Source organism: Plantactinospora sp. ZYX-F-223, assembly GCF_039649625.1.
GTDB lineage: Bacteria > Actinomycetota > Actinomycetes > Mycobacteriales > Micromonosporaceae > Plantactinospora.
The window spans coordinates 151,746-175,264 of sequence record NZ_JBDJAV010000011.1; the positions used below are offsets into that span (position 1 = coordinate 151,746).

At 68.4% G+C, this 23,519-nt stretch carries 23 protein-coding genes; 8 read left to right on the plus strand and 15 right to left on the minus strand.

The annotated features are described in order from the left end of the window. Positions 1–566 precede the first annotated feature (566 nt). The 15 genes from AAH979_RS13825 to AAH979_RS13895 all read right to left on the minus strand — a co-directional run bounded on the left by AAH979_RS13825 (position 567) and on the right by AAH979_RS13895 (position 12,869). Positions 567–1,409, minus strand: a complete 843-nt coding sequence (locus AAH979_RS13825) for a LuxR C-terminal-related transcriptional regulator (protein ID WP_346258473.1) — start codon at positions 1,407–1,409, stop codon at positions 567–569. Continuing rightward, positions 1,399–2,334, minus strand: a complete 936-nt coding sequence (locus AAH979_RS13830) for a DUF364 domain-containing protein (protein ID WP_346258474.1) — start codon at positions 2,332–2,334, stop codon at positions 1,399–1,401. The genes AAH979_RS13825 and AAH979_RS13830 overlap by 11 nt, the downstream gene beginning before the upstream one ends. Beyond that, positions 2,325–3,416 (minus strand): aminotransferase class I/II-fold pyridoxal phosphate-dependent enzyme, encoded by a 1,092-nt coding sequence (locus AAH979_RS13835; RefSeq protein ID WP_346258475.1) that lies wholly within the window; start codon positions 3,414–3,416, stop codon positions 2,325–2,327. The genes AAH979_RS13830 and AAH979_RS13835 overlap by 10 nt, the downstream gene beginning before the upstream one ends. Continuing rightward, on the minus strand, positions 3,409–3,861 hold the full coding sequence (locus tag AAH979_RS13840) for an NUDIX domain-containing protein (RefSeq protein WP_346258476.1): 453 nt from the start codon (positions 3,859–3,861) through the stop codon (positions 3,409–3,411). Before AAH979_RS13840 ends, AAH979_RS13835 begins: the two co-directional genes overlap by 8 nt. Continuing rightward, the gene (locus tag AAH979_RS13845) at positions 3,854–4,534 is read right to left on the minus strand and encodes an AAA family ATPase (RefSeq protein WP_346258477.1); all 681 of its coding nucleotides are present in this window, start codon (positions 4,532–4,534) and stop codon (positions 3,854–3,856) included. The genes AAH979_RS13840 and AAH979_RS13845 overlap by 8 nt, the downstream gene beginning before the upstream one ends. Next, a complete protein-coding gene (locus AAH979_RS13850; RefSeq protein ID WP_346258478.1) occupies positions 4,531–5,361 on the minus strand; it encodes a hypothetical protein in 831 nt (276 codons plus the stop codon). Before AAH979_RS13850 ends, AAH979_RS13845 begins: the two co-directional genes overlap by 4 nt. A gap of 101 nt (positions 5,362–5,462) precedes the next feature. Next, positions 5,463–6,362 carry a protein kinase gene (locus AAH979_RS13855; RefSeq protein WP_346258479.1) on the minus strand — a complete coding sequence of 300 codons (900 nt, stop codon included), beginning with the start codon at positions 6,360–6,362 and terminating at the stop codon, positions 5,463–5,465. After that, positions 6,359–7,018 carry a TylF/MycF/NovP-related O-methyltransferase gene (locus AAH979_RS13860; RefSeq protein WP_346258480.1) on the minus strand — a complete coding sequence of 220 codons (660 nt, stop codon included), beginning with the start codon at positions 7,016–7,018 and terminating at the stop codon, positions 6,359–6,361. The genes AAH979_RS13855 and AAH979_RS13860 overlap by 4 nt, the downstream gene beginning before the upstream one ends. Before the next feature lie 11 nt (positions 7,019–7,029). Then, positions 7,030–7,719, minus strand: a complete 690-nt coding sequence (locus AAH979_RS13865) for a hypothetical protein (protein ID WP_346258481.1) — start codon at positions 7,717–7,719, stop codon at positions 7,030–7,032. Next, positions 7,713–8,564, minus strand: coding sequence for a class I SAM-dependent methyltransferase (locus AAH979_RS13870; RefSeq protein WP_346258482.1), 852 nt, complete (start codon positions 8,562–8,564; stop codon positions 7,713–7,715). The genes AAH979_RS13865 and AAH979_RS13870 overlap by 7 nt, the downstream gene beginning before the upstream one ends. Continuing rightward, positions 8,564–9,280: a TfuA-like protein gene (locus AAH979_RS13875; protein WP_346258483.1), complete on the minus strand. Its 717-nt coding sequence runs from the start codon at positions 9,278–9,280 to the stop codon at positions 8,564–8,566. The genes AAH979_RS13870 and AAH979_RS13875 overlap by 1 nt, the downstream gene beginning before the upstream one ends. Further along, positions 9,273–10,511 (minus strand): YcaO-like family protein, encoded by a 1,239-nt coding sequence (locus tag AAH979_RS13880; RefSeq protein WP_346258484.1) that lies wholly within the window; start codon positions 10,509–10,511, stop codon positions 9,273–9,275. Before AAH979_RS13880 ends, AAH979_RS13875 begins: the two co-directional genes overlap by 8 nt. A 103-nt stretch (positions 10,512–10,614) precedes the next feature. Further along, entirely contained in the window at positions 10,615–10,773 is a 159-nt protein-coding gene (locus tag AAH979_RS13885; RefSeq protein ID WP_346258485.1) for a hypothetical protein, read from the minus strand. 67 nt (positions 10,774–10,840) lie between these two features. After that, on the minus strand, positions 10,841–11,749 hold the full coding sequence (locus tag AAH979_RS13890) for an HEXXH motif-containing putative peptide modification protein (RefSeq protein WP_346258486.1): 909 nt from the start codon (positions 11,747–11,749) through the stop codon (positions 10,841–10,843). Then, positions 11,739–12,869: a radical SAM protein gene (locus AAH979_RS13895; protein WP_346258487.1), complete on the minus strand. Its 1,131-nt coding sequence runs from the start codon at positions 12,867–12,869 to the stop codon at positions 11,739–11,741. Before AAH979_RS13895 ends, AAH979_RS13890 begins: the two co-directional genes overlap by 11 nt. A 537-nt stretch (positions 12,870–13,406) precedes the next feature. Here AAH979_RS13895 and AAH979_RS13900 point away from each other — a divergent pair. The 8 genes from AAH979_RS13900 (at position 13,407) to AAH979_RS13935 (ending at position 23,518) form a co-directional block, all read left to right on the plus strand. Further along, a complete protein-coding gene (locus AAH979_RS13900) occupies positions 13,407–14,429 on the plus strand; it encodes a ParB/RepB/Spo0J family partition protein (protein ID WP_346258488.1) in 1,023 nt (340 codons plus the stop codon). A 190-nt stretch (positions 14,430–14,619) separates the two neighbouring features. Continuing rightward, on the plus strand, positions 14,620–16,155 hold the full coding sequence (locus tag AAH979_RS13905; RefSeq protein ID WP_346258489.1) for a class I adenylate-forming enzyme family protein: 1,536 nt from the start codon (positions 14,620–14,622) through the stop codon (positions 16,153–16,155). A gap of 206 nt (positions 16,156–16,361) precedes the next feature. Next, on the plus strand, positions 16,362–18,026 hold the full coding sequence (locus AAH979_RS13910) for a condensation domain-containing protein (RefSeq protein WP_346258490.1): 1,665 nt from the start codon (positions 16,362–16,364) through the stop codon (positions 18,024–18,026). A gap of 3 nt (positions 18,027–18,029) precedes the next feature. Continuing rightward, the gene (locus AAH979_RS13915) at positions 18,030–18,296 is read left to right on the plus strand and encodes an acyl carrier protein (RefSeq protein ID WP_346258491.1); all 267 of its coding nucleotides are present in this window, start codon (positions 18,030–18,032) and stop codon (positions 18,294–18,296) included. 3 nt (positions 18,297–18,299) lie between these two features. Continuing rightward, positions 18,300–19,499 carry a class I adenylate-forming enzyme family protein gene (locus AAH979_RS13920; protein ID WP_346258492.1) on the plus strand — a complete coding sequence of 400 codons (1,200 nt, stop codon included), beginning with the start codon at positions 18,300–18,302 and terminating at the stop codon, positions 19,497–19,499. Further along, positions 19,492–20,220: an SDR family oxidoreductase gene (locus AAH979_RS13925; protein WP_346258493.1), complete on the plus strand. Its 729-nt coding sequence runs from the start codon at positions 19,492–19,494 to the stop codon at positions 20,218–20,220. The genes AAH979_RS13920 and AAH979_RS13925 overlap by 8 nt, the downstream gene beginning before the upstream one ends. Further along, entirely contained in the window at positions 20,217–22,610 is a 2,394-nt protein-coding gene (locus AAH979_RS13930) for a peptidase domain-containing ABC transporter (protein ID WP_346258494.1), read from the plus strand. Before AAH979_RS13925 ends, AAH979_RS13930 begins: the two co-directional genes overlap by 4 nt. Next, on the plus strand, positions 22,607–23,518 hold the full coding sequence (locus tag AAH979_RS13935) for a transglutaminase domain-containing protein (RefSeq protein WP_346258495.1): 912 nt from the start codon (positions 22,607–22,609) through the stop codon (positions 23,516–23,518). Before AAH979_RS13930 ends, AAH979_RS13935 begins: the two co-directional genes overlap by 4 nt. The last annotated feature ends 1 nt before the right edge of the window (position 23,519 follow it).

Below are 23,519 nucleotides of genomic sequence, written 5' to 3' on the forward strand. Positions count from 1 at the left end.
TAGTCGCCCACCGATGCGAGATAGTTCCGGTCGCGCCAGCTCCCAGCGGGCGCCAGTGAGGTCGGCAGACCGACCGGGTACACGCGGGCGAGTCCCAGTCCGGCGGATCAGGGGCCGCTGAACTGCGCCGCAGAGCCTTCGGGACGTTCTGGCGGCCGTGCCAGTCGCTGCGCGGCCCGGTCACACTGCGATGCCCGGTAACCGGCAGTACCACGGCCACGTGCGACGCACGATCGCTCAGCCAGGCCGCGGCCTCGGCTATCTCCTCCGGCGCGGCGGCCCGTCCGGGTGATCGCGTCGACCCGAATCCCGTACCCGGCGTAGGTCACGGCGCCGACTCGGTGACGCTGCTGGCGTGGTTGGCACAGGCGATCCAGCCGCGCCACGGGTGGACACCGGCGTTCGCCTTGCCCGTGCGGGGTGCGGCCTTGGCCTCGGCCTGACCGTCTCACTCGACGATGTGGTCGCCGACCATGTAGGCGGCGTGAAGCGCCGCGTAGCCGATGTGATCGGGAGAGCAGACCAGGGCCTGCCTAGCGCGAAGCGGTCCTGGGATCGCTCTGAACTCAGGGAAGCTGCAGTTCTCTGAGCTCCCGGCGGGAGGTGATGGTGAGTTTGCGGTAGATGTTGCGCAGGTGTGCGTCGATCGTGCGTGGGCTCAGGAACAGCTGCGCCCCGACCTCCTTGGTAGTGGCCCCGGTAGCGATCAGCCGCGCGATATGCAGTTCGTGGGCGGTGAGCACCTGGTCGACTGACTGGTCGGTCCGTTTGCGCGGGCGCTCGCCCGTAGCGCGCAGTTCGCGGGCGGCGCGCGCCGCGAACGCCTCGGCGCCCATGCCTGTCAGCAGTTGGTGGGAGGTGCGTAGTTGCTCGCGGGCGGCCAGGCGCCGGCCCTCGCGGCGCAGCCACTCGCCATATACCAGGTGGGCGCGGGCAAGGTGGGTGGCCATCCGGCAGTCGCCGAGCCGCTGGATCGCTTCGCGGTAGAGGTCCTCGGCGGCCGGTCCGGTGCTCATCAGCGCCCGCGAGCGCGCCTCCAGTCCTAGCGCCCATTGGGTGCCGCTGGCACGCGTTCGCGAGCTGAGTCGGTCCAGCGCGGCGGCGGCGCGCGCTGGTTCACCGGCGCGGACGGCGGCCTCGATGAGCGCGGGCAGGGCCAGGCTGCTGTGTACCAGCTCGTCGTACTCGCACGGCTGGCTCGCCGCGGCGAGCGCGCCGCTGTAGTCGCGGAGCGCGGGAGACTTCGCCCATCCCCGCACGCTTCCCTCCGACGTGCTCCAGGAGGCCGAGCGCCGCGCCGAGGCCGGCGACCGATCAATGGCCTCGTGGATCCGCTGCCGTGTCGAGCACGAGTTCAACGGACGGCGTGACCGGATCGACAGGGACGGGTGCCCGATATCACCGGCCATCGCCGCTCGTCGGCCAATAGATCAGCCGCCGGTCATACTCCACGAACCATTCGTACAGGTGGTCGTCGTTGTGGTAGGCCCGTACGAAGCGGCTGTCCTTGAGTTCGGTGCAGACCAGGACCGCACCGTACCCACGCCACACCGGCGGTGGCAGGGCGCCGCTGGGCCCGACGACGATCAGCCGCAACCCGCGCAGCGTCCGAAGTACCTCGTCCATCGTGGCGTTGCAGAGCGACGAGGGTGTGATTTGGACGACCTCGCACTCGTCGGCCAAGCGGCGGAGGTCGTTGCCCACCATCTGGATGCGCGGCTCACCGAACCTGGCGTTGAACCGGGCGAGAGTCTCTCGGACGCGCTCGACGCGTGGGGCTTCGTGCAGATCGGCTACCAGGACGCGGCGTACACCGTCGATTTCGGCCAGGTGCTCCATCAGCCCGCCGAAGCCGATGATGCCGACTGTCTGGGCGTCTCCGACGGCTCGGGTCAGTGCCTCCGTCACCGCTGACCCCGGCTGATGAGGGTGTACCTCGTCGAACGGCGCGACTATGTGATCGAATCCCGCTTCCTCCAGCGCGCCATGCCGGAACCAGGATCGAGACAAGGCGCTGAGGAGAGCGATCTTGACGGCTTGCCTGGTCAGGTCCGAGCCGGCCGCAGGTGTGCACACCAGGTCACAGTCCAATAGGGATGCGCCGGGCGACGTCCCGAGGTAGTCGGCCAGGTCGACGCCGCGCAGACTCGTGACTGCGGCGGGTGATGCGACGCCGGGACGGAACCGCTCGTAGTCCATGGCGGCGCCGATGCTGCCGTCGTCGAGTACCACGACCGCGAAGGACCGTCCCGTCAGAACCTCGTCCACCGAACGCTTGCCATGATCTGCGGCTTTGCGTAGCTCGTGATGGATCGCAGCCTCAATTAGCGACACGGTGTTGCTCCCTGACATGCTGACAGTAGGTCATCGGCGAACCGGCTCGCCTCCGCTGCACGGAGGCCGGCCACGGTCACCCGAATCGCCGGCACCGCGGCCGCGAATCGCGCTCCGGGGGCGACGCGCCAACCGTGCGCAGCCAGCCGCGCCACGGTCTCCGCCTCATCGGGTACCTCGATCCACACGTTCAGCCCCGTGCGCCCGTGCCCGCACAGGCCGCGCTCCGCCAACTGCTCAAGCATGTGCCGGCGGCGCGTGTGGTATTCCAGGCGCACCCTGGCTAGGTCGGCCGGAAGTCCGGGGTCGGCCAGGTGGGCTGCCACAGCGAGCTGCGTCATGCGGCTGATCCACCCGCCGCCCAGCAGCCTGCGCTGATCCAGGCGCCCGATCGACTCGCTGTCACCAGACACCATCGCGAACCGCAGGTCAGGGGCAAGCCACTTGGACACGGAGGCGACGTGTAGCCATCGCGGGTGTCCAGCGGGAATGGCGGAGACGTAGTCGGCACCCGCGATCCCCCCGGCGTGGTCTTCCTCGATCACCAGCAGCTGCGGAACCTGCTGGATCATGGCGCGCAGTGTCTCGGCGCGCCGCGCCGTGAGCGCCGCCCCCGTGGGGTTCTGCGCCCGCGGACGGTACAGGACGCCTGCGGCGTCCGCGAGCGCCTCGGCGAACGCCTCTGGTTGGAATCCTTCCTCGTCCACAGGTACCCGCACGGGCACCAGACCGAGCGCGGCGATGAGCGGAAGGTCCCCGTTGTACGTGGGGCTTTCCACGATGATGCGGTCTCCGGAGCGCAGCAGAGTCGCCAGTGCACGGTCAACCGCCTCGAGCCCGCCGGGCAGTAGCGTCAGGTGATCGCGGACGACCCCCTGGCCGGCGAGGTATGCCTGTGCCTGAATGAGCAGAGCGTCGACGATCCGGGGGGTGCCGTAGAGCAGCAGGTCGGATGGAACCGTGGTGGGCCAGCGATCGTGGCGCCAGAGGAGCAGGTCCGGATCTGGGTTGCCCGACGAGAGGTCGTTCGGCCGCGACGCCGGGTGAGACGTCCCCGGTAAGTCCGCGGATACGCTATGCATTCTCGGGCAGCAGCTTGAGTAGCGCGGGAACGAACTCGTCCTGCCGGTCCGGCAGCAGGTCCAGCGCCTGCGTCAGCGGGATGAAGAAGCAGTCGAACACCATCCCGTCATCGGTGCCGGTACTGCCCGCGACCTGGTGAGACCAGCGGTCCCGACTTTCCGTCGTCGTCGCGTAGTAGAAGACGGTGACCCGTGGCTCACCGGTGTGCGGGTGTGGCCGTTGCTGTACGCCGAGACTTGTCCGCACGGTGACCGCGACGGTGCCGGTCTCTTCAGCCACCTCGCGAATGACCGCGTCCTCGAGCGGTTCATCAGCGTCCACGCCTCCGGCAGGGACCTGCGTGCCTGCCTCAGGCTGATCCCGATGGTCGAACACGAGCAATTCCGGTCCCGTGGGCGTGTCACGCACGACATAGGCGGCAACGCGTACTCGGACCTCAGACATCGGTAGGCGCCTCTCGGTTGGTCGACAAATGTGGGAACTCTGGCAGCAGCAGGTCAACGAGGCCCTGTACGGCGCTCTCCGACAGCTGATCGTTGTTGCGGAACCGCAGGATGCGCGTCGGCACAAGGTTGGCCGCAATAGCGCGGTCGTAGGCGTCGTACAGCTGGACGAGTGTGTCCGGGCGTTCGTAGGGACGGAGCTCCTTGTTGCGTGTGCCGATCCGCGTCCATGCCAGCGCGGGTGGGGTGTCGACGAAGACGATCACGTCGGGGGCCGGCATTCGCAGTGCTTCCATGGCGGCGCTGATGCGTTCCATCGGTACACCGTGCAGGACGTGGTGATAGACGATATCGCTCAGCACGTACCGGTCGGTGAGTACCGGACCGACGGCGAGAGCGGGCTTGATGTTGAACTCGAAGTGGAGATGCTTGTCCCGAAGGTATGCCTCCACGACAGCTTCGGCGTTCCAGCTGCTGCGAGCCATGCGGTTGCCCACGATGACACGCGCGGAGGCGGCGTCAAGCCAGCTGTGCTGGCCGAGCTCCGTCACGGTCGGTGCGACTCGCCGTAACGCCTTCGCCAGTTCGATCCGTAGCGTCGACTTTCCGCTGCCGTCGGTTCCCTCCAATGCGATGAACGGAAACCTCCGATCCCGCCGGCTCGTCGGGATCACGACCAGCGCTCCTGCGGTCGATGCCCGGCTGGGTGTCGGGTCAGGTAGTCGAGCCGGGAGGTGAACAGATGCACCGCCCGCTCGGTTCCCGGCCACCAGCAGCACAGCAGTTCGGCGAACAACGATGCCTCCTTCAGCCCCAGGGCGACGGTTCGAGCGGCGCTCGTCTGCGGCGAACGGACTGTCTCCACCAGCGCGACCAGCGCAGGTATACGCCCGGCGAGATTGTCTCCGCGGTCGTCCGCCCGCTCGAGTAGTTGAGCCACGCAGCCGGCGACGAAGACGTCCTCGACTCGGACCGGGGCGAGAATGCGACGGAGACACTCGTACACGGACGGCTCGACTGCCGCCCAGATCCGTGCGGGGGCGGCGATCACCTCGTACAGCAGGCACTCCAGCACGGAGGCGCCCGGCGCGAACATTCGATCCCGCGCCAGCAGCAGCCGGGCGCCCAGGCTTCCCTGCCCGGGCAGCGCCGCGACGGGTACCAATCCACCCGTCCCCAGTTCCACCAGGGCGCTCAGGTCGCCGTCCACGAGGATTTCTACTGCCGCCCGCATACATTGCAGGTCCTCCGTGCTGGACGAACTGACCACGATCCGGTGGTGGCGGACGCCGAGGGACAGTTCGTGGGACCGCAGGCTGGTGGCGAATGCCGGCCAGCCACCGTCCCGCACGCCAGCGGCGGCGGCCATACATGCGGTAGCCACATTCGCGGGGGTGTATGCGGCGAGCTGTCCGGCGCCGGTCGGGGTCAGCACGGAGTCGTCGACCAGCCTCGCCAAGACGCGAAGGTGCTCCGCGTACACCAGAGGCTCGAAGATCATCGTATGTTGGCTGATCAATCGGCCGAGAAACATGTGCCGCATCAGGTCGTCAGGATGAGGCGGGGCGGACACCGGCGAACGCGGTGCGAGTGTCTGGGCGGTCACGACAGCGCCTCCAAGGCGGCGGCGGCGCTCTGCGGCCGGCCGTCGCGCCGCCACTGCACGCACCGCTCGACCAGATCGACCAATCGTGGATCGTGCTCGGTCGCCACGCTGCGCAACGGCGGGGCGCCGTACCGGGGCATAGTGCCGGTGAGCAGTTCGTACATCACCATTCCGAAACAGTAGAGATCACTGGCAAAGTCCGCCTCGTGGTACCCCGCGTCGTACTCCGGGGGCCACGAGATCAAGGCTGACTTCGGCGATCGTGGCTCGGCGGCCGTGAGGGCACGGACGCAACCCAGATCGGCGATGACTGGCCCGTCGTCGGCCATCAGCACGTTTTCGGCGTTGATGTCCCGGTGGACATACCCGGCGTCATGCAGGACGGCCAACCCGGTCAGCAGCCGGCGTGCAAAGGCGACGGCGGCGTTCGTCGACGGTGCCCCGTGCGCGGCGAGCCATTGACGCACCGAGCCGAGCGGTAGGTAGTCCATCACGTAATGCGGCACCGGGGCCGCGAGGTTCATCTCCACCAGGCGGGGGAAGTACGGCGAGCCGCTCAGCCGCGACAGCAGGTTCGCCTCCTGAACGAATTGGTCCCGCGCATATCGGTGTGCCTGTTCCGGCAGTTGCCGGTACCAGTAGTAGCCATGAAGTTCCGGACGCAGCTCGACCGGGGCGGCGTCGATGACGCTGTGGTAGCCGAAGAACCCCTTGGCGACGAACTCCGCGCCCGGGACGTCGGCCCGCTCGACCAGCAGGAGGGTACTCCATCCGGTGAACGAGACCACCGACCTGGACTTGTAGGCCGTGGTCGTCTCGAGCACGTCGCGGAACACGTGGGTCGGCGAGACTCCTGCCAGGGACTCGAGGTGCATCGCCGGCGTGTCGGCCGTCATCGGGACTCGCCCTGCGGTGCGGGCTTGTACACATAGCCGAGGGTCAGATCGGAGGTGCCTGGGACGACCTCTACGACGCAGCCGGTGCCGGCGAAGAACTCGTCACAAGCCTTCTTCACACCGGGCAGCCCATCCCAGGCCCGCTCGTTGCGGCTCAAGTCGCAGTAGTCGTCGATGACGAGCAGCCCGCCGGGCTCCAGGCGCGGCCACACCTGCTCCAGGCTCAGTTGGATGGAGCGGTAGTGATCGCCGTCGAGGTAACCGAAACACACCTGCTGGGGTAGTTGGGAGAGTGTCTCGTCGAACCAGCCGGCGACGATGCGAGGCATCGGCAGACTCCTGGCGCGGAAGTTCTGCTCGACCTGGTCCGCCGACGCCAGGCACTCGCCCTCTGGCAGATGGGTGTCCAGTTCCCCTGGTGCGGGCATCCCGGCGAAGCTGTCGAACAGCACCAGTTCACGTTCGGGGTCCAGCGCCAGCATGGTTGTCGCGAGCCAGACGCTGGTATAACCGGCGTTGCAACCGATCTCCACAACGTCGCCCGCGACCCCGGCCCGCAAGACCGAGGACAGGCCCCAGTGCAGTGAGACCAGGCGCTCTACATCGGACATATTGGAATTGAGCGCAGCCAGTTCGTATGCGAGACGCGCGTCCATTGCACTCTCCGTCAGTTGGTAAAGAAGCCGATGACTTTTTTGATCCGTCCCTGGGTGACCGGCTCCGTACTGTGGCTGAGCTGGCTGCCGAACATGACCAGGTTGCCCGTGGCTACGCGGGTGCGCCATTGAGTCCGCGGCAGCGCCTTGTACCACGGCGTGGTGTAGTCCCCTCCTTCGCGGACTCTTCGCAACTCATCCGTAGGCTCGGTCCACAAGTCCGGGCTGCCGCAGGTTTCGACAACGAACTCGCCGCCGGAGAAGCCGTCGTTGAGCGCTATGCTCACTCCGGCGACCTTTACGTGATCCGGTTGGTTCTCGTCGAACGGCATATCGATGTGCGGCGTGATGTACTGACCCACACCGTACTCGAGATAGATCCAGGAGGTCAGCCGGCGACCCGTGGGAAACAGGCTGCACAGGTGGGGAAGAGCGCGCCTCGCCGCCTCATCCAGTACCGTCGTCGCCGCCTCGGGCAGCGGAAACAGCTCCAGGCGGCCCGCCGGCTCATAGAGGTCCATCACGTCCCGGGTGCTCATTCCGTCGACGGCGTGAACCGACACGGTGCGCTCCCCTTCAAAAGTGGAACGACCCTCAGCCTCGATCTGCTCATCCACCGCATCGCAGATCGCCTGGCACTCGGTCGGGGTCAGGAATTGCTCGATACTGTGCACCAGGAGCGATTCCGAGGTCGTCAACATGGTCGTGCGCCTTTCCTCTTCTTCACGAACACCAGTTGGATCGAGCCGGCCGCGGACGGCGGCCGCATGTCGGTGCCGGCATGAACGTGCGCGGCCGCGGCCAGGTCGAGGCCGGCCGATGCGGCCGCACGTGCGACTTCGTCCTGGTCGTACAGCCACAGCCAGGAGTAGAACTCTCGCCTCGTGCCGTCGTCACGCATGATCCGGAAACGCTGCACGTAGAGGCGCCCTTCGGCGGCGAACCGGGCCTGGAACTCGACGTCGTGTTCGTCGGGCAGGAAGATTCCTGTGCCGGCAGGATAGTGACTCGACTCGCTGTCGACCGGGTGCATCCCGGAGCCCGCCCGAGTGCGCACGTCGGCGAAGACCCGGCCACCGGGCGCAAGCCCGGCGGCGATGTGACCGAGCGTCGCCACGAGCGCCGGCGGTTCGAATTGGTTGATCAGCTCGTAGCTGAGCAGGCAGAGGTCATGCGCCGGCACAGCGGAGTCTGTTCCGAACGTGCCGACGTGGAAGCGGCACCTCCGATCGGTGCAGCGACGAGTCGCCGCGGCGATCGCTGCCGGGTTGATGTCGACGCCCAGGTAACCGCGGCAGCCCGTGCCGTTCGCGATCTCGCGGGCGTAGGTTCCCGGGCCGCAACAGGGGTGGAAGATCCGCTCGTCGCCGGTGAGTCCGAGCCAGTTCAGCTCGCGGCGCACCGCCGCCGTACTGCGACCGGCGACCTCGCTGTCGTCGCGGCACTGCAGTTCGGCGAGGCGGGGCCCGATGACCGGATCATGGTAGGGAACGCCGTTGGCGGAGATGTGGGCCCAGTCTGCGGGCATGCTGAGTGCGGTGAACATCAGGCCGGCTCGAACCCGTGCGGTGAGTCCGGAACGACCGCGCCGCATGGCAGCATGCGGACCGCAGGCGGTGGTGAGCCGGCGAGCAGGCACTCCAGGTCGATTCGTTTCAACAGCGCCGGTCCCTGCAACTGGTTGCGTAGCGCCTCCACAGCTTGGGGACGGCCGGGAGTCCGGCGCTGCTGTGCCTGCAGGATCCGTGGCATGCTGCGGTCGGCGAACCAGAGGCCGGCTATCTCGGCGATGACACCTGCCACATCGTCGGCATCCACGAGCCCGGCGAGCAGCAGATGTCCGAGCGCCGCGCGAACCTCCACGAGAGGAACAGTCACCGGCCGGTACGGCGGCTCGGCTCCGTGTAGGAGCATGACCTCGTCGTCGTAGAGCCCGTAGCGTCCGATGAGCTCCACCACCGCGCCGTAGCCGCGCATGCCGTGGGACCGCAGTTCGACCGCGCGCAACGCTCCCATCGAGCCCAGCCCGATCACTTCGCGTCCGTCCCGTAACGCGGCGCAAATCTCCCGGTGGTCCACCGCGTACTCGTGGTAGAAGCCACCGTCGACAAGGATCACCCGGCCTGAGGGGTGATCGTGCAGTACCGGTGCCAACATGCCTCGGATCAACGGCGGAAACACCGAGTACCGCTCGGAGACGGCGCCGAGACGGTTCGACTGGTAGCCGGTCGGCCCGACGAAGATCAGGTCACGGTCAGCCATGCGACCACGCCGCAAGTCTCGGACCCACTCGGGGCGAGAGCCGGGGTACGTATGATTCGCAGCCGACAATGACGGTGCGTACCACCCACGGCCCGCCCATGCTCCCGTCACGGAGGACGAACCGGATCGTCGGACCGACGCCGCGTTCGGCCAGCCAGTGTGCGAGACCGGCGGAGTCGTCGGGTATCGGCTGGCTGAATTGATGCCTGACGTCGGACAGTGAACCTTTGTCGACCTCCCCTTGCGGTCCGTCGGAGCGCGAGGTCGGACGCGGTGTGTGAGCGCCGTGCGGTTCAGGTTGAAAAAGGTTCGGTGAACATCCGTCACCCGGCCGGGGCTGCTCCGTCGCGACCTCGACGAGGCTCGGTAGATCTTCGCGGCCGCCGTGCATGAAGGCGGCACGGCTCTGTAGCGCCTCGAGCAGGGCACGCTCCAGAGCCGCTTCGAGTGAACGCGCGCAGGCGTGCCCGCCGTTGACGAACCGCCGGTCCGTCTCGGCCCGATCCCAGAGCACGACGTGCGCGACCGGCAGTCCCAACTCCTGCCTGACGACCAGCAGCCGCACCGCGACGTCGGCCTGGCGAACGCGCGCCACCAGGTCCTTGAGGCGGTCGGGCAGCGAGCACTCGTCGATGGCCCATTCCTGACCGGCGTGCGATGGAAACGAGAGGGCATCGCGTTCCAGCACCTCCAGCATGGCGTGCATGGTGGCCTGCTCCAGCGTCAGGCCACATCCGAGTCCGAAGGAGCTCGCCGCGAAGTACGGCCGGACGGCCGCGTCGGGCGGCGGCGGAAGGAGGACCAGCTCGCTGGGGAGACAGCGGGGCGCGGCAGTGCACAGGTCTGTTCCCTGGGCCGCAGTCACCTCCTCGTCCAGTGGAATTCGTACGTCCATGCGGGGACACAGCCGCAGGAGCGCGGCGGGACCGCCGAGCTGGGCGGCGATTGCCCGGTAGGTAGTCCGGACGAGCGGTACCTGGGATCGGGTGTGCTCGGCAGCCGCCAACTCCACCGCCTCAAGCCGGGCCCCGATCTCGGCCGCGGCCTCGGTCGTTCCCTTACCGCCCGTGACGACTAGTGATCCGGCCAGCGCGCCGGGCCGCACGGCCATGGCAACGGGCACGCCGATGCGGTCGAGACGCGTGATGCTGCTGCTACGGGTCACCCCCACACTGGCGGACCAGGCACGGGCCGCCGCCAACACGGCCTCTTCGGTGGGGCTGGACAGCATGATCAATGGGCTCTTCCGAGGTTGTCGACGGGGGAACGGCCGGTGGCCACCGGTAGCCCGGAAGCCACCGGCCGTGGCTGACCAGTGAACCTTTGCAAAAGGTTCAGTTGTCGGGCTGGTCAGCTTCGATCGCCTTTTCGACGCGATCCCAGTCGCTCGCGAAGACGGCCGCCGTGTGGGCGGTCGCGCGGGTGTCGCGAGGATCGAAGTTGGCGGACTGAATCGCGTCCACGAACTCTTCGAACTCCTGGTCTGACTTCATGCTGCTCCTTTCTGCGGCTGGTTGGGGACATGGACCGGTTGGCGCCTGCCGCTGGGAACGGGCGCCATCAGGCGACGAAGTTCCACAGCAGTGACGCCACCCGCTCATCGCGGACCTCGGCCAGGGCGTCCCGCACGGAGCCGCGCGCGAGGTCCCACTGTTCCGCGCCGATCTCTGCCCGGATTCGGGCGTACGCGGACGGCCGATCGCCGGCTGCCGCGTGGAACTCGAAGTACTTCTGAAGGACGCCGAAGGCGAAGCCGGCGTGCAGCAACCCGTACGCGGGCCGGTAGGCCTGCTTCCAAGGCGAGTACCAGCGCGCTTCGGGGTCCAAGTCCACCCCGCATGCCGCGAAGATCTCATTCAGCAGTGTGTGGGCCGATTCGTGAAGGATCAACTCGCCCAGGCGGACGGGATCCTGCACGACGTCGATGAAGATCGTGCCGGGCAGAGCCTTCAACGCATAACTCTGTGTGGTGTCGCGTCGACCGCGCACCTGCATGGTGACAACGACACCTGTCACGGAGGTAATGAAGTGGTCCAGTCCGGCGCGTTGGATCGCTTCCCCGGCACCTGACCACGGCGCCGATGGCACCGTTCGTGGCGCAGGGTCCAGGTGGAGGAATAGCGGCGACTCGTACCGGTCGTCGTCGGACCGCTCACACTCGTCGGCAGCGACGATGCGTACGTCATGCCCTGGCAGCAGCGAGGTGCCGCTCGCGGTGGATGCCGTCTCCCAACGTCGGGTCAGGTCACGTGCGTCGTCAAGGCGCCGCGCGCGCACGGCGGCCGTGATGGCATAGGTGAAATGGTGCAGTAGGGCGTACTGCCGCGCATCGAGCGTCGGTGGAACGACGAAGCGCTCGTCGAGGCGTGCCGCGGCGGCCCGCACCTGTGCCGCGCGACGTTCGCGTAGGTCCTTCAGGTCATGGGCGAGGCTCGGCCACACGTTTGTGAGGGCGACGTCAGTGCTCACGGGCTGCCCGCTCTCCGGCGATATCCGCCGCGATGTGATCAATGATCTCGATGCGATGGGTGCAGTAGTCCTCGTAGAAGGCGCTGTTCCGGTAACGCAGGCGGGTGGCGAGGCAGCCTCCGCCGCAGGTCTGCCGGTAGTCGCAGTCGGTGCATTTGTCGAGCAGTTCGTCAAGGCCGGTACGCAGCGAAGGGTTGGTGACGAGGGATGTCGCCGCGGCCAGCGACGGTAGGTCGTGGACGGTACCGAGCAACCCGTCGGGTACGCCCAACTCGTCGCAGCTGCCAAGCCGACCGTCGGGGTAGAGGGTCAGGACGAAGGCGCACTTCTGCTCTGTGAAGTGGCAAAATCGGGTGTCGCGGCCGGCGAGCACCCGGATCACGCTGGTGAACGGCTCGAGCAGGAACCGTCGGAACAGGCCGGTACCGCGCCAGTGGTCGTACGCCCTGACAAGAAACGCGGAGAACTCAAGTGGCGTGATCGCCCAGCCGGCATGCTCCTCGCCCTTGGGTAACAGGGGCAGCATGGTCTCGCGATTGCCGACCGGAATTCGTTTTGGCATGACGTTGAAGTCGAAGCAGGGTGAGAACTTCACCGCCTTCACCGCCTCGAACCGTGCGACGAAGTCGAGCGTCTCCTCCGGGCGGAGCGACACGTCCTTGGTCACGGTCGAGATCAAGCCAACTGCGAGGCCGCGCTCAGCGGCCAGTTCCAGCGCCTGGTGTACCTGCTCGGATGTGCTCCGGTCACGGTAGTCGACACGGCTGCGGTTGGCCTCCGGATCCCCGTCAAGAGATATTCCGATGTCGATCTCCGGCCATTCTTCGGCAAACAGGTCGAACCATGCCGGCGTCAACATGGTGGCATTCGTCTGTACGCTCAAGGACACGTTTCCCGGGTAGCCCCGCAGCAACCTCAGCAGGCCGGAGGTCGCCTCCATGCCGTACAGCAGCGGCTCGCCGCCGTGCATCTCCAGGCTCAGTGGTCGGCCGTCTGCCAGGTCCAGCAGGCGTGCGACGGTCTCGAGGGAGAGCTTGTCGTAGCCGGCGTAGGGCTTACGCTTCTCGTAGCAGTAGTAGCAGTTGATGTTGCAGGCGTCCCCGACGAGTTTCAAGATCACCGACAACGGTTCGTTCGGCCCGGGTGTACGTAGTGTCGACTGCTGTGACGTCATCGCTGCTACCACCATGGCGTAACTAGGAGGTCGCCCTTATCTGTGGTCGACAGTTCTGACTTCCGTGACATCAGCTATCCCGCCCGTGCGTCCTGAGTAGGTTCTTGAGGCGCCTAAGTACCTCAGGATAGAGGTGGACGACCTTTCTTCCTCGCCGCCCTAATCCTTGACCCTGAATTGCTCGCCGGAGGCTTTGGGTCCTGGACGATACCCACTACGACGATGCTCCACAAGCCCTGATCAACGCCTGTTCTGAGCAAGCGTGCCACCATCCGCTATGCGTCACGCGACAGACACAGGGTGTATCGAATGTGCCTTTTATATACTCCAAATATACGCAGGCGGTCGTACCATCTTCGACACGGATGCGTCGTTGCCGACGGGCAATGGCGGGGAGGTTCCGAATCCGGCTCTGCACCGCCCTGGCTCCAGGCTCTCGTCGGCGCGCGGGCGGCGGGCGCCAAGGCAACCATTCTCATGGTGATGAACCGGCACGAGGGGCAGATGAAGAGGCGACCGGATGGCGGCGACACCGCGCAGCTTGGTAAGGCAGGCAGCGAGGCGGCTCATGCAGTTCGGCATGTCGATACGGTTGATGTAGGTTCGTTGCGGGCCGGCTTCTCGCCGAGGTTGGACGGGGTCAGCGCAAGGCACGCGCGGCTGCTCGTCGAGCTGGCCGACGAGGTACCCCCGATCGTTGTCCAGCGGTCCTCGCTGCGGGTGGTGGACGGCATGCATCGGCTGCGCGCCGCGCGTGCGCGAGGGGACAGGCAGATACCTGTCGTCTATTTCGACGGCTCCGATGTCGACGCGTTCGTCGCGGCGGTGCAGTTGAACGTCGAGCACGGCTTGCCGCTGACCACGCGGGACCGGCTGGCCGCGGCTGAACGGATCCTCGCCTCGCATCCGCAGTGGTCAGACCGCCGGATAGCGTCGGTGTGCGGGGTCGCGGCAAAGACCGTCGCCGCGCTTCGGCGGCGTTCAACCGACGAGAGTCATCACCTGAACATCCGGATCGGCCGGGACGGGCGCCGGCATCCGGTCTCGGTCGAGGAAGGCAGGCGGTTGGCCGAGGAGATCGTGCGCCGTGAGCCTGGTGTCAGTCTGCGTGAGATGGCGCGCCGGTCCGGCATCTCGGTCGGAACGGCGTTCGACGTTCGTCGCAAGACGCTCGGCGAGGCTCGTGCCCCAGCGACCGAGGCGGCTGCGGCGGGACCGTCACCTGAGATGCGGGGCTCGTCGTCCACCGACAGGCTGCCGGCGACGGTACAGGACCTCAAAGCCGTCATCCGGCCACAGTTGGCACGGCTCATCGAGGATCCTTCCCTGCGGTATACAGATCATGGCAAGGCATTACTCCGGCTGCTTTCGGCGACGCTTGCGTTCATCTCGCAGTCTGCGAACGCCGCGGAGACCGTTCCCGCGCACTGCCATGAGCCGCTTCGCGCTGTCGCCCAAGCTTGTGCCGGCGGATGGCACCAGTTCAGCGAGATGCTGTCCGAATAGGTCGCCTCGGCGGGCCACCGCCCGAAAAACGCGACGGCCAGCGACCCGAGCCCGGCCGAGTAGCCGTTCGGCTCCGCGTCACGCGGCCGATCCGGCCGTGCCGCGGTCCGAAGACCGGAGCCTGCGGCCCCTGGCTGGGAGTTGAACGGCGTCGTCGGTTGAACCTCAGTGGCCCCGTCGTCGCCCCGCCATGCTTCAATACCTGTTTGACATGCGGATCCATACCCTGCTGGACACTGCCGCGCGACGGCATCCCCATCGCATCGCGGTCGTTGACGGTGTCCATCGGTGGACCTACGAACAACTCCGGCGGCGTAGCGTCAACCTCGCCGGCTTGTTTCGCGCACAGGGCCTGCGACCGGGAGACCGGATCGCAGTGCGGTCCGGCAGTGCCGGGTTCGCCACAATCCTGTTCGCGGCGGCCTATGCGGACCTGACGCTGGCGCCGCTGTCGGCCGGAATGCGCCCGTTCCAGCTCCGGATGGTACTTGCCGACATCGCTCCGGCCCTCGTGATGGGCATCGACCCCGCAAGTGTCGACGTCCCTGCCCCCACCTGGTCACCGGCGCGGTTCGGGGAAATCCTGAGTAGGCTCGACGGGGCCGTCGCGGACTCGCGCCCGACCGACGCCGGCCGCACCGACCGCGACCCTGGGCCGCCCGCTCTCCTGATGTACACCTCGGGCAGCAGCGCGCGACCGAAGGGCGTGGTGTGCCCGCACGACCGGGTCCTCTTCGCGACCAGGGCGATCGGGCAGGTCCTGGGTTACCGGCCGGACGACGTCGTGCTCTCCTGCGTGCCGCCCTCGTTCGACTACGGGCTCTACCAGATCCTGCTCACTACGGCCGCCGGCGCGCGGCTGGAGACGCTTGGGCCAGGAGAGGGAATGGCCCTTCTCGAGCGGATAAACAGCTCTCGGGCCACCATCGTGCCCGTGGTGCCGGAGATCGCCACCGCACTGCTCCGGCTGGCGGCCAGGACATCACCGGCGGTGGCCCAGTCGGTCCGGATGTTCACGAGCACCGGCGCCCGGATGCCGCCGCGGCTCGCCGACGGGTTGCGTAGTACGTTCCCCGGCGCCGCGGTGGTGCACATGTATGGCCTGACGGAGTGCAAGCGAGCCACCATCTTGGAGCCGGATGGCGACCTGGTGCGCCCGGGGTCGGTCGGGCGCGCGATTCCCGGCACCGTCGTGCACGTCGTCGACCGCCGGGGTCGACCGTTGCCCGCCGGCCAAGTCGGTGAGGTCGTCGTCGAGGGTGGAAACGTCATGGCCGGATACTGGCGCGACCGGCAGCTCGGCGCCGCCACCTTCCGGGTGACCGCGAACGGTCGGCGGCTGCATACGGGCGACCGTGGCCACTTGGACGGGGACGGCTACCTGTACCTGCATGGTCGGCGCGACGACGTCTTCAAGCACCGCGGCGTGCGGTCGAGCGTCGCCGAGCTCGAAGCGGCGGCCCTGGACATCGCCGGCGTCGAGGGCGCCGCCGTTGTTCCGCCGGACGAGGACGGCCCGCTCACCGTCGTGGTGGCCACTGCCTTGCCGGAGGACGACGTGCTGACGGAACTGGCCCGCCGCCTCGAACCGGCGAAGGTGCCGGACCGCTGTGTCGCGGTCGATGCCCTGCCGCTCACCCCACACGGCAAAGTGGACCGGAAACGGATCCGTGCGATCGTGCAACCGCACCGATCGTCGACCTCCGTTCAAATGCGGAGATCTTGACGGTACCGAGGGAGTTGGTACTGTGCCGATCTTGAGCATGACCGGTGCCGACGTGGACGGCCATGCTGAACGTTGCCCTCCGGTAGGTGACCAGTGAACCATTTTCAACCTCTCCTTGCGGTCCGCCGGATCGCAATGCCGGATGCGGTTCGTAAGCGCCGCGCGGTCCAGGTTGAAAGAGGTTCACTGCTGGAATGAGGACCCGTATGCCATCGCGGCAAGCCCGCCTTGAGCCAGTCAGCCTCGACACCGACGCGGTCCATCCGTTGCTCCCGGGCCAGCTCGCGCACCACCGCGCGCTCCTGGAACGGCCGGACGGCAGTACGTCACTCTTCATGTCCTACCGGGTCAGTGGTCCACTGGACGTTGCGGCACTCCTCGCCGCGGTGCGTTCGACGGTCGCCAGGCATGCAGCGCTGCGGATAGGCGTCACCACCCTTGACGGCGTACCCGTCCAGTGGATCCGGCCGATGCCGGACAATCGCCAACTCGTCGCACTGACGCAGGTGACAGCCAAGGACGCCGCGCAGTTCGCGCGGTACGTGCGCGCAGTCCTGGCGGCGGACCTCAAGCACACCTTCGACCTGGCGGTCGAGTACCCGTTCATTTTCCGCCTGCTGCGGTTCTCGCCGACGCTGCACGCGGTGATCGGGGTGTTCTCCGGCTTCGCCGTCGACGCCACTGCCCGGATGATCGTCGTACGCGGACTGTGGGACACCTACTTCGGCCGGGCGACCGACACCGACCCGGAGGACGCCGGCTATGTCGCTGCGGTGACCGGCCAGGCGACCGCCGCCACCGACCGGTCGCACGCGGTGTCCACGTACTGGCGGCGGCGCGGCCCATGGCTGCCGCCCCGGTGCCAGTTCCTGCCCAGCCTCGGTGAACCGGCCGCACCGGTCGCCCAGACCGAGCTGCTACTCGTCGTCGGTGACGAGTGGCAAGATGTGCGCGGCCGCTGGCAGGAGTCCGGCTTCACCACGGTCCAATGGCTGCTCGCGGTGTTCGCCACCACCGTGTTCCTGGCGACGCCGCAGGATCGGATCGCCGTCTCGATGAGCCTGAACGGCAGGCGTCACGTGGAGCGGGAAGTCGTCGGCATGTTCGACGTCACCGTGCCGGTCGTACTGGACAGGCCGGCCAGGCCGGTCGACCTGCTGGTGCAGACCCGGCGGGAGTTGTTGACGGCCACCTCGCGCCGCAACGTCGCGCCGCAGGCACTGGACGACATGTGGGCGACAGTGGCGCAGCGCCTGGGCCATCCGGTCCACCGCACCCTGGTCATGACGTATTTGGCGGACAACGCCGACCACGACTCTCCGGACGGCAGCGCGATCACCGTCGAGCGTGGCGCGTACACCCCCGAGTTCCACCGGACCGCCGACGGCCTGCGGATCGCCGCCAACGAGCGGCCCGACGGGCTGCGCATCCGGCTGACCGTCGATGGCGCGACCATGTCGGAAGCCAGCTTCGCCGGGTTCGTCGCCGCCTTCCGGGCACAACTGCGTGGGGAAGATTCCTGCCGGATCACGCCGACAACGGGCAGTGGCTCGCAGCTCACGCCGCTGCGGGCACCCGACGGTACGGTCCTGCTGGTCGTCGACCTGGCCGAGGTGACCTCGACCCTCGACACACATCCCGCGGTTGTCTCGTCCAGGGCCTTCGTAGAGATCGCGGAGGATGGTGGATCGTTGCTCGCCGCCGAGGTCACGGTTGCCGGTGTCGAGGTCACGCCGGACGATCTCGCCAACCATATCCGTTCCACGGTCGCGAGTCGGCCGTTCTTGGCGGTTCCCGGGCGGATTGCGGTGGTGCCCAGCACAGCCTGCGGCGAACGGTCCGAGGCGCTATCCAGGGATGGAGTTGGTTGACCGGTGGAAAGCACCCGCGCGGACACAGTGATCGACGAAAAGGCCCTTGACGCGGTGGTCAAGCGGGTGCTCACCGGGCCGCCGCCCGGTGCCGCGGCACGCTATGCCGGCGCCATGCGGCTGGTCGATCTGGAGATCGACAGCCTCGTCATGGCGGAACTCATCGTCGAGTTCGAGCAGGAGTTGGGCGTACTGCTGGACGTCGTCGCCGTCGACCGCATGGAGACGCTCGGCGACCTCTGCCGGGCCCTGCGGCCGGCGGCGAGTTGAGCCGTGTCCGTGGTCACCCGTGAAGATCTGCTGCGGCGGCGGGGCGCCCGACTGCGAGCCGCCGTCGCGGCGACCGGCCTGCGCCACCTCGCGGTCGAGGTGACCGCCGGAACGGACCTTGTCGTCGCGCTGTGCGCGCTCCGTCCGCTCGACGCGTCCGTCGTAGTGGTGGGCCCGACCATCGCCGCGTCGGCGCTGGCGGCCCTGCGACCGCAGGCCGTACTGGACGTCGCGGGCGGCCGGATCCGGCACACCGGTGCGGCCGACCCTGGCCGCGGCGAACGGCCCGGAGGACTGTGGATCTTTTCGTCCGGGACCACCGGTACCCCCACGCCGACCCACTGGAGGTGGCATGACCTGGCCCGCGGCGTCGACTGGGACACCGTGGACGGCGACGAACGGTGGGGAGTCGGATACGCCCCCTTCACCTACGCCGGCGTGGAAGCCGTGAGTCAGGCGCTCGGACGGGCCGCCCGCATCGACTTCCTCGCGCCCACCGACCTCGCCGCCGGCACAGGTGCGCGCTACGAGGTCGTCGCCGGCACACCGTCGTTCTGGCGGATGGCGGCGCTGCACCGCGGGACCGACGCCGCCCGGCCGCGGGTAGACACCGTCTCGATGGGCGGCGAGCCGGTGGACGCGAGCCTGCTTCGGCTGGTTGGGGCGGCGTTCGCGCCGCGGCGCGTCCTGCAGATCTACGCCAGCACCGAACTCGGCCGGATCGCCACCGTCACCGACGGACTTCCGGGCCTGCCTCTTTCCGTCCTCGACGGGTACGGGCCGGCCGGGAAGGCACTGGCGATACGCGACGGCGAACTCCTGGTGTCGCCCGGTCCGGGCGCACCGTACCTGCCGACGGGGGACGCCGCGACCATCCATGATGGACGGGTGCACGTTCTCGGACGGCGCGGCGAGGTCATCAACGTGGGTGGCACGAAAGTCGTACCCGGCCATGTGGCTCGGCTGCTGCAGGAGCACCCCGAGGTCGTCGCGGCCCGGGTCTATCCGGTCCGTAGCAGCGTGCTCGGTGCCGTTGTCGGCGCCGACATCGTCACACTGCCGGAATGCGACCACGACGCGGTCGTCCAGCGGGTCAAGGCCCATGCCCGCCGCGTACTGGCCCCGGCGGAACAGCCGCGCCGAGTCACCGTGGTCGACCAGATCCCGATGACCTTGTCCGGAAAGGCGGTCCGTGGTGGGTGAGGCGCTCGGGACGGTGTTCGTCACCGGCGGTTCGCGGGGCATCGGGCTGGCCGTCGCCCGTCAGCTGCTCACCGCCGGGTATCGGGTGGTCGCCGTGTCGCGGACCGCCTCCAGCGAGCTCGCGGCGCTGCGGGAGGCCGTCGGCGACCCGTTGACATTCCTTGCCGCCGACCTCACCTCCGGCGATGACCGGATCGCGGTGGCCAACCGGCTCCGGAAGTGCGCCGACCTCTACGGCCTCGTCAACAACGCCGGGGTCGCGAGTGGGGCCCTGCACGTAGCCACTGCCTGGTCGGACGTGAGCCGGATGTGGCAGCTCAATGTCGAGGTCCCGATGTCCCTGTGCCAGGCGGCGGTCAAGGCGATGTATCGCGGCGGTGGACGCATCGTCAACATCTCGTCGATCGCGGCCCACCGGACCTTCCGCGGACTCGGCGCCTACACCGCGACGAAGTGCGCTCTCGAAGGGTTCTCCAGAGTGCTCGCCGCCGAGGTCGGCGGCCGGGGTATCACGGTGAACTGTGTCGCACCGGGCTTCATCGATACCGCCATGACCGCGGCGATCGATGACGACCTCCGCGCCGCGATCAACCGGCGCAACATGCTGGACCGGGGTGCCACACCCGCCGATGTGGCGCGGTCGGTGGAGTTCCTGCTCTCGCCTGCCGCGGAGGCCATCACCGCGCAGGTGATCCGGGTTGACTCGGGCAGCGCCGGATGAGCACGCTGGACGAGCGTGGACACGCGGAACAGCGCACCCCGCCACCGGCGGCAACCAGTCCACCGACGGAGTTCACGGACCGACGCCAGCGCTTCCGGCGCGAGGCGGTGCGCAACTACGGCCTCACCCGGGATGCCGGGGAAGCGGTGGACGTCGGCTGGCGGGCGCTACCGAGCCTGGGCCTGCTGCGCGACCTGCGGTGGCGCGACCTGCGGTGGCGCGACATGTGGGCCGCGCTGACGGTCCGGCGCAACCGGGTTCCACTCGTGCTCCAGGCGCAGATGAGCGACTGCGGAGCTGCCGCCCTGGCGATGGTCCTCGCCTACTTCGGTCGGCCGGAGCCGCTCGACGCGCTGCGAATCGAGACCAACACGGGCCGGGACGGGGTTCCGGCCCGCTCGATGCTGGCCGCGGCCCGGCGTCGCGGTCTGGCCGCCCGCGGTGTCCGGGTCTCCCTCGACGGGCTGCGCCACCTCGCTCCGGCCACCATCCTGTTCTGGAACTTCGTCCACTTCGTCGTGTTGGAACGGGTGACCGGCAACCACCTGTACATCGTCGATCCGGCCTTCGGGCGCCGCAAGGTCAGCCTGGCCGAGGCGGGCAAGGCGTTCACCGGGGTGGCGCTGGAGTTCCACCCGCCGGTCGGCGCCGGGACACCGCGGCGAAGGTCCGGCCGCCAGCGCCTCGGTGCGAGCCGCATGCCCTATGTGGGCAAGTTCTTCCCTCGCACCAGCGCGTGGGTACCACTCGCGGTGACCTCGGTCGCCCTTACCCTGTGTAGCCTGGTCGTGCCGATCGCCTCCTCCTACGTCGTGGACCGGGCGAACCAGCCCGGCGAGCCGGTCAGCACGTGGCTGTTCGTCGCGGCGCCGATCGTGCTGTTCGCGATGTACTTCTGGATGCAGACCGCCCGCAGGATGGCCATGCTGTCCATCCAGACCCTCGCCGACAAGTCGGTGACCCTGGGGACAGTTCACCACCTTGTCTCCCTGCCGTTCGACTACTTTGCCCGGCGTCACACCGGGGACCTCGCCATTCGGGTCCGGACCAGCAACGCGGTACGGCAGGTCCTGACGGGATCCGCGTTGTCGGCCGTGCTCGACGGGGTGCTGGTGCTGGTGTACGGCTGGCTCGTCGTCATCGCCGAACCGCGCCTCGGCGCGCTGGTGCTTGCCCTCGCCGTCACCCAGGTCGGCCTGCTCGCCGCTAGCTGGCGAAAGCAGGAGTACCTCACCGCCGCTCTGCTGGAGGCGCAGGCGAGGGCACACACCGAGCTGTTCCAGTTGCTGGACGGCGTGCCGACGCTGAAGGCGTCCGGGCTCGAGGGCGCCGCGGCGGAGAACTGGAGCCACACCTTCGCCGACGAGGTGAACGCCAGGACTCGCAGCCGGCGGTTCCTCGCCGTGTGCGAGGCCGCCAGCACCGCGATTCAGTTTCTGGCCCCCCTCACCGTGCTCGGAGCTGGCCTGGTCCTGCTCGGTCGCGGCGAGATCTCACTGTCCCGCGTGGTCGGCTTCTCCGCCCTGGCCATGGGCATGTTCGTACCGCTGGCGAGCCTGACCCAGACCGGGCTGCAGATCGCCGGTCTGGGACCGACCTTGACCCGGCTCGCCGACATCCTTGACGCGCAACCCGAGGCCGGGCCGGATGCGGTGGCACCGTCCCGGGTCACCGGCGCGGTCCGGCTCGACGCCGTGCGGTTCGCCTACCCCGGCGCCGCGTCACCGGCAGTGGCCGACATCGACTTCGAGATGGCGCCTGGACAGTTCACCCTCATCGTCGGCGAGTCCGGCTCCGGCAAGTCGACGCTGGCCATGCTGCTGGCCGGGCTCTACCTGCCCAGCTCCGGCACGGTGTTCATCGACGGCGTGCCCACCGATCAGCTCGACCGGCCAGCGGTGCGGCGGTCGATGGCGTTCGTGCGCCAGGACGCCCGGCTCTCCGCCGGAACCATCCGGGAGAACATCGCGTTGGGCCGGCCGGAGTGCTCCCTCGACGACGTCATCGCGGCGGCGCGGCTGGCCGAGATCCACGACGACATCGACGCCATGCCGATGCGGTACGAGACGCTGCTCGGTGCGGCCGGGGCGGGCCTGTCGGGTGGACAGATCCAACGCGTCTCGCTGGCCAGGGCCCTGATTCGCGACTCCGAGCTGCTGATCCTCGACGAGGCGACCAGCGCCCTCGATCGGCGCACCGAGGACCGTATCGTGACCAACCTGCGCGGCACGGGTCAAGCCCTGGTGGTCGTCGCGCACCGGCTCTCCCACCCCGAGGACGCCGATCAAATTCTGGTGATGAGCAACGGCCGGCTTGTCCAGCGGGGACGGCACGAGGAACTGATCACACAGGACGGCCCGTACCGCCGCCTCGCTGGACTCGCGCCGTGACGTCGTCGCTGAGCCTTGAGCGCCGGGAGCTCGACGCCGTCGTAGCGCTGATCCTGCAGGTGCCGGACGCCCATCGGCGGTTCGAGGTCGACGCCGCCGCTGCCGCCGCCGAGTACCAGATCGACGGGCCGACGGTCGCCGCCCTCGTCGACGCCGGCCTGCCCTCGGCGTCCGGCGCGGAGGGCGCCCGGTTCGACGCCACCGACCTGCGCAACGTCGCGGTACACCTGGATGCGCGGTCCCGCGAGCGAAAGGTGCTCTCCTGGTGGATCCGCGAGCTGGAGCGCCCTACCGCCCACGCCCGCTACCGGATGGACTACCTGGCGCAGTGCCCGGATCCCGGGCATGACGGGCCGTGCCGGTACCGCCTGGCGGTGCCGGAGGACGGCTGGCATGAGACGGCCTCGGCGCCGGCCCGTGGCGGTGCCCTGCACTCGGTGACGTTCGATCGGCCGCGCACCTGGCCCGACCTGCCGGACGCGCTGCTCGACCTGCTGGAGGAGACCCGGCACATCCGGTTCCTCTGGCTCCCGGAGACGTTGCGCGCCGACACCGCCTTCGTTCGTACCGCCGGCATCGGCGACTGCGTCGGCGTGGCCCGCATGCTGGTCGAGGAGGCCGCCAACCGGGGACTGACCGCCCGGTTCTCCTTCGGCAGGTCGCTGACCCCGCCGATCTCCGCGTCGCACTCGTGGGCGGAGTTCCACGTCGACGGGGTCTGGGTTCCCGTCGACCCGGTGCTGGTGGATGCCCTGCGGCAGTGGGGTATCGCCGGGCCGCGGTGGCACCGGACCCGCTCGCTCGGCGGCGTTCTCGGCCGCATCGGAGCCCACCGACGTGATCTTGTGGCCCACGCCGGTCAGCCGGTCGCCGCGAGATTTCCTACCTACCGCGACACAGGAGAATGAC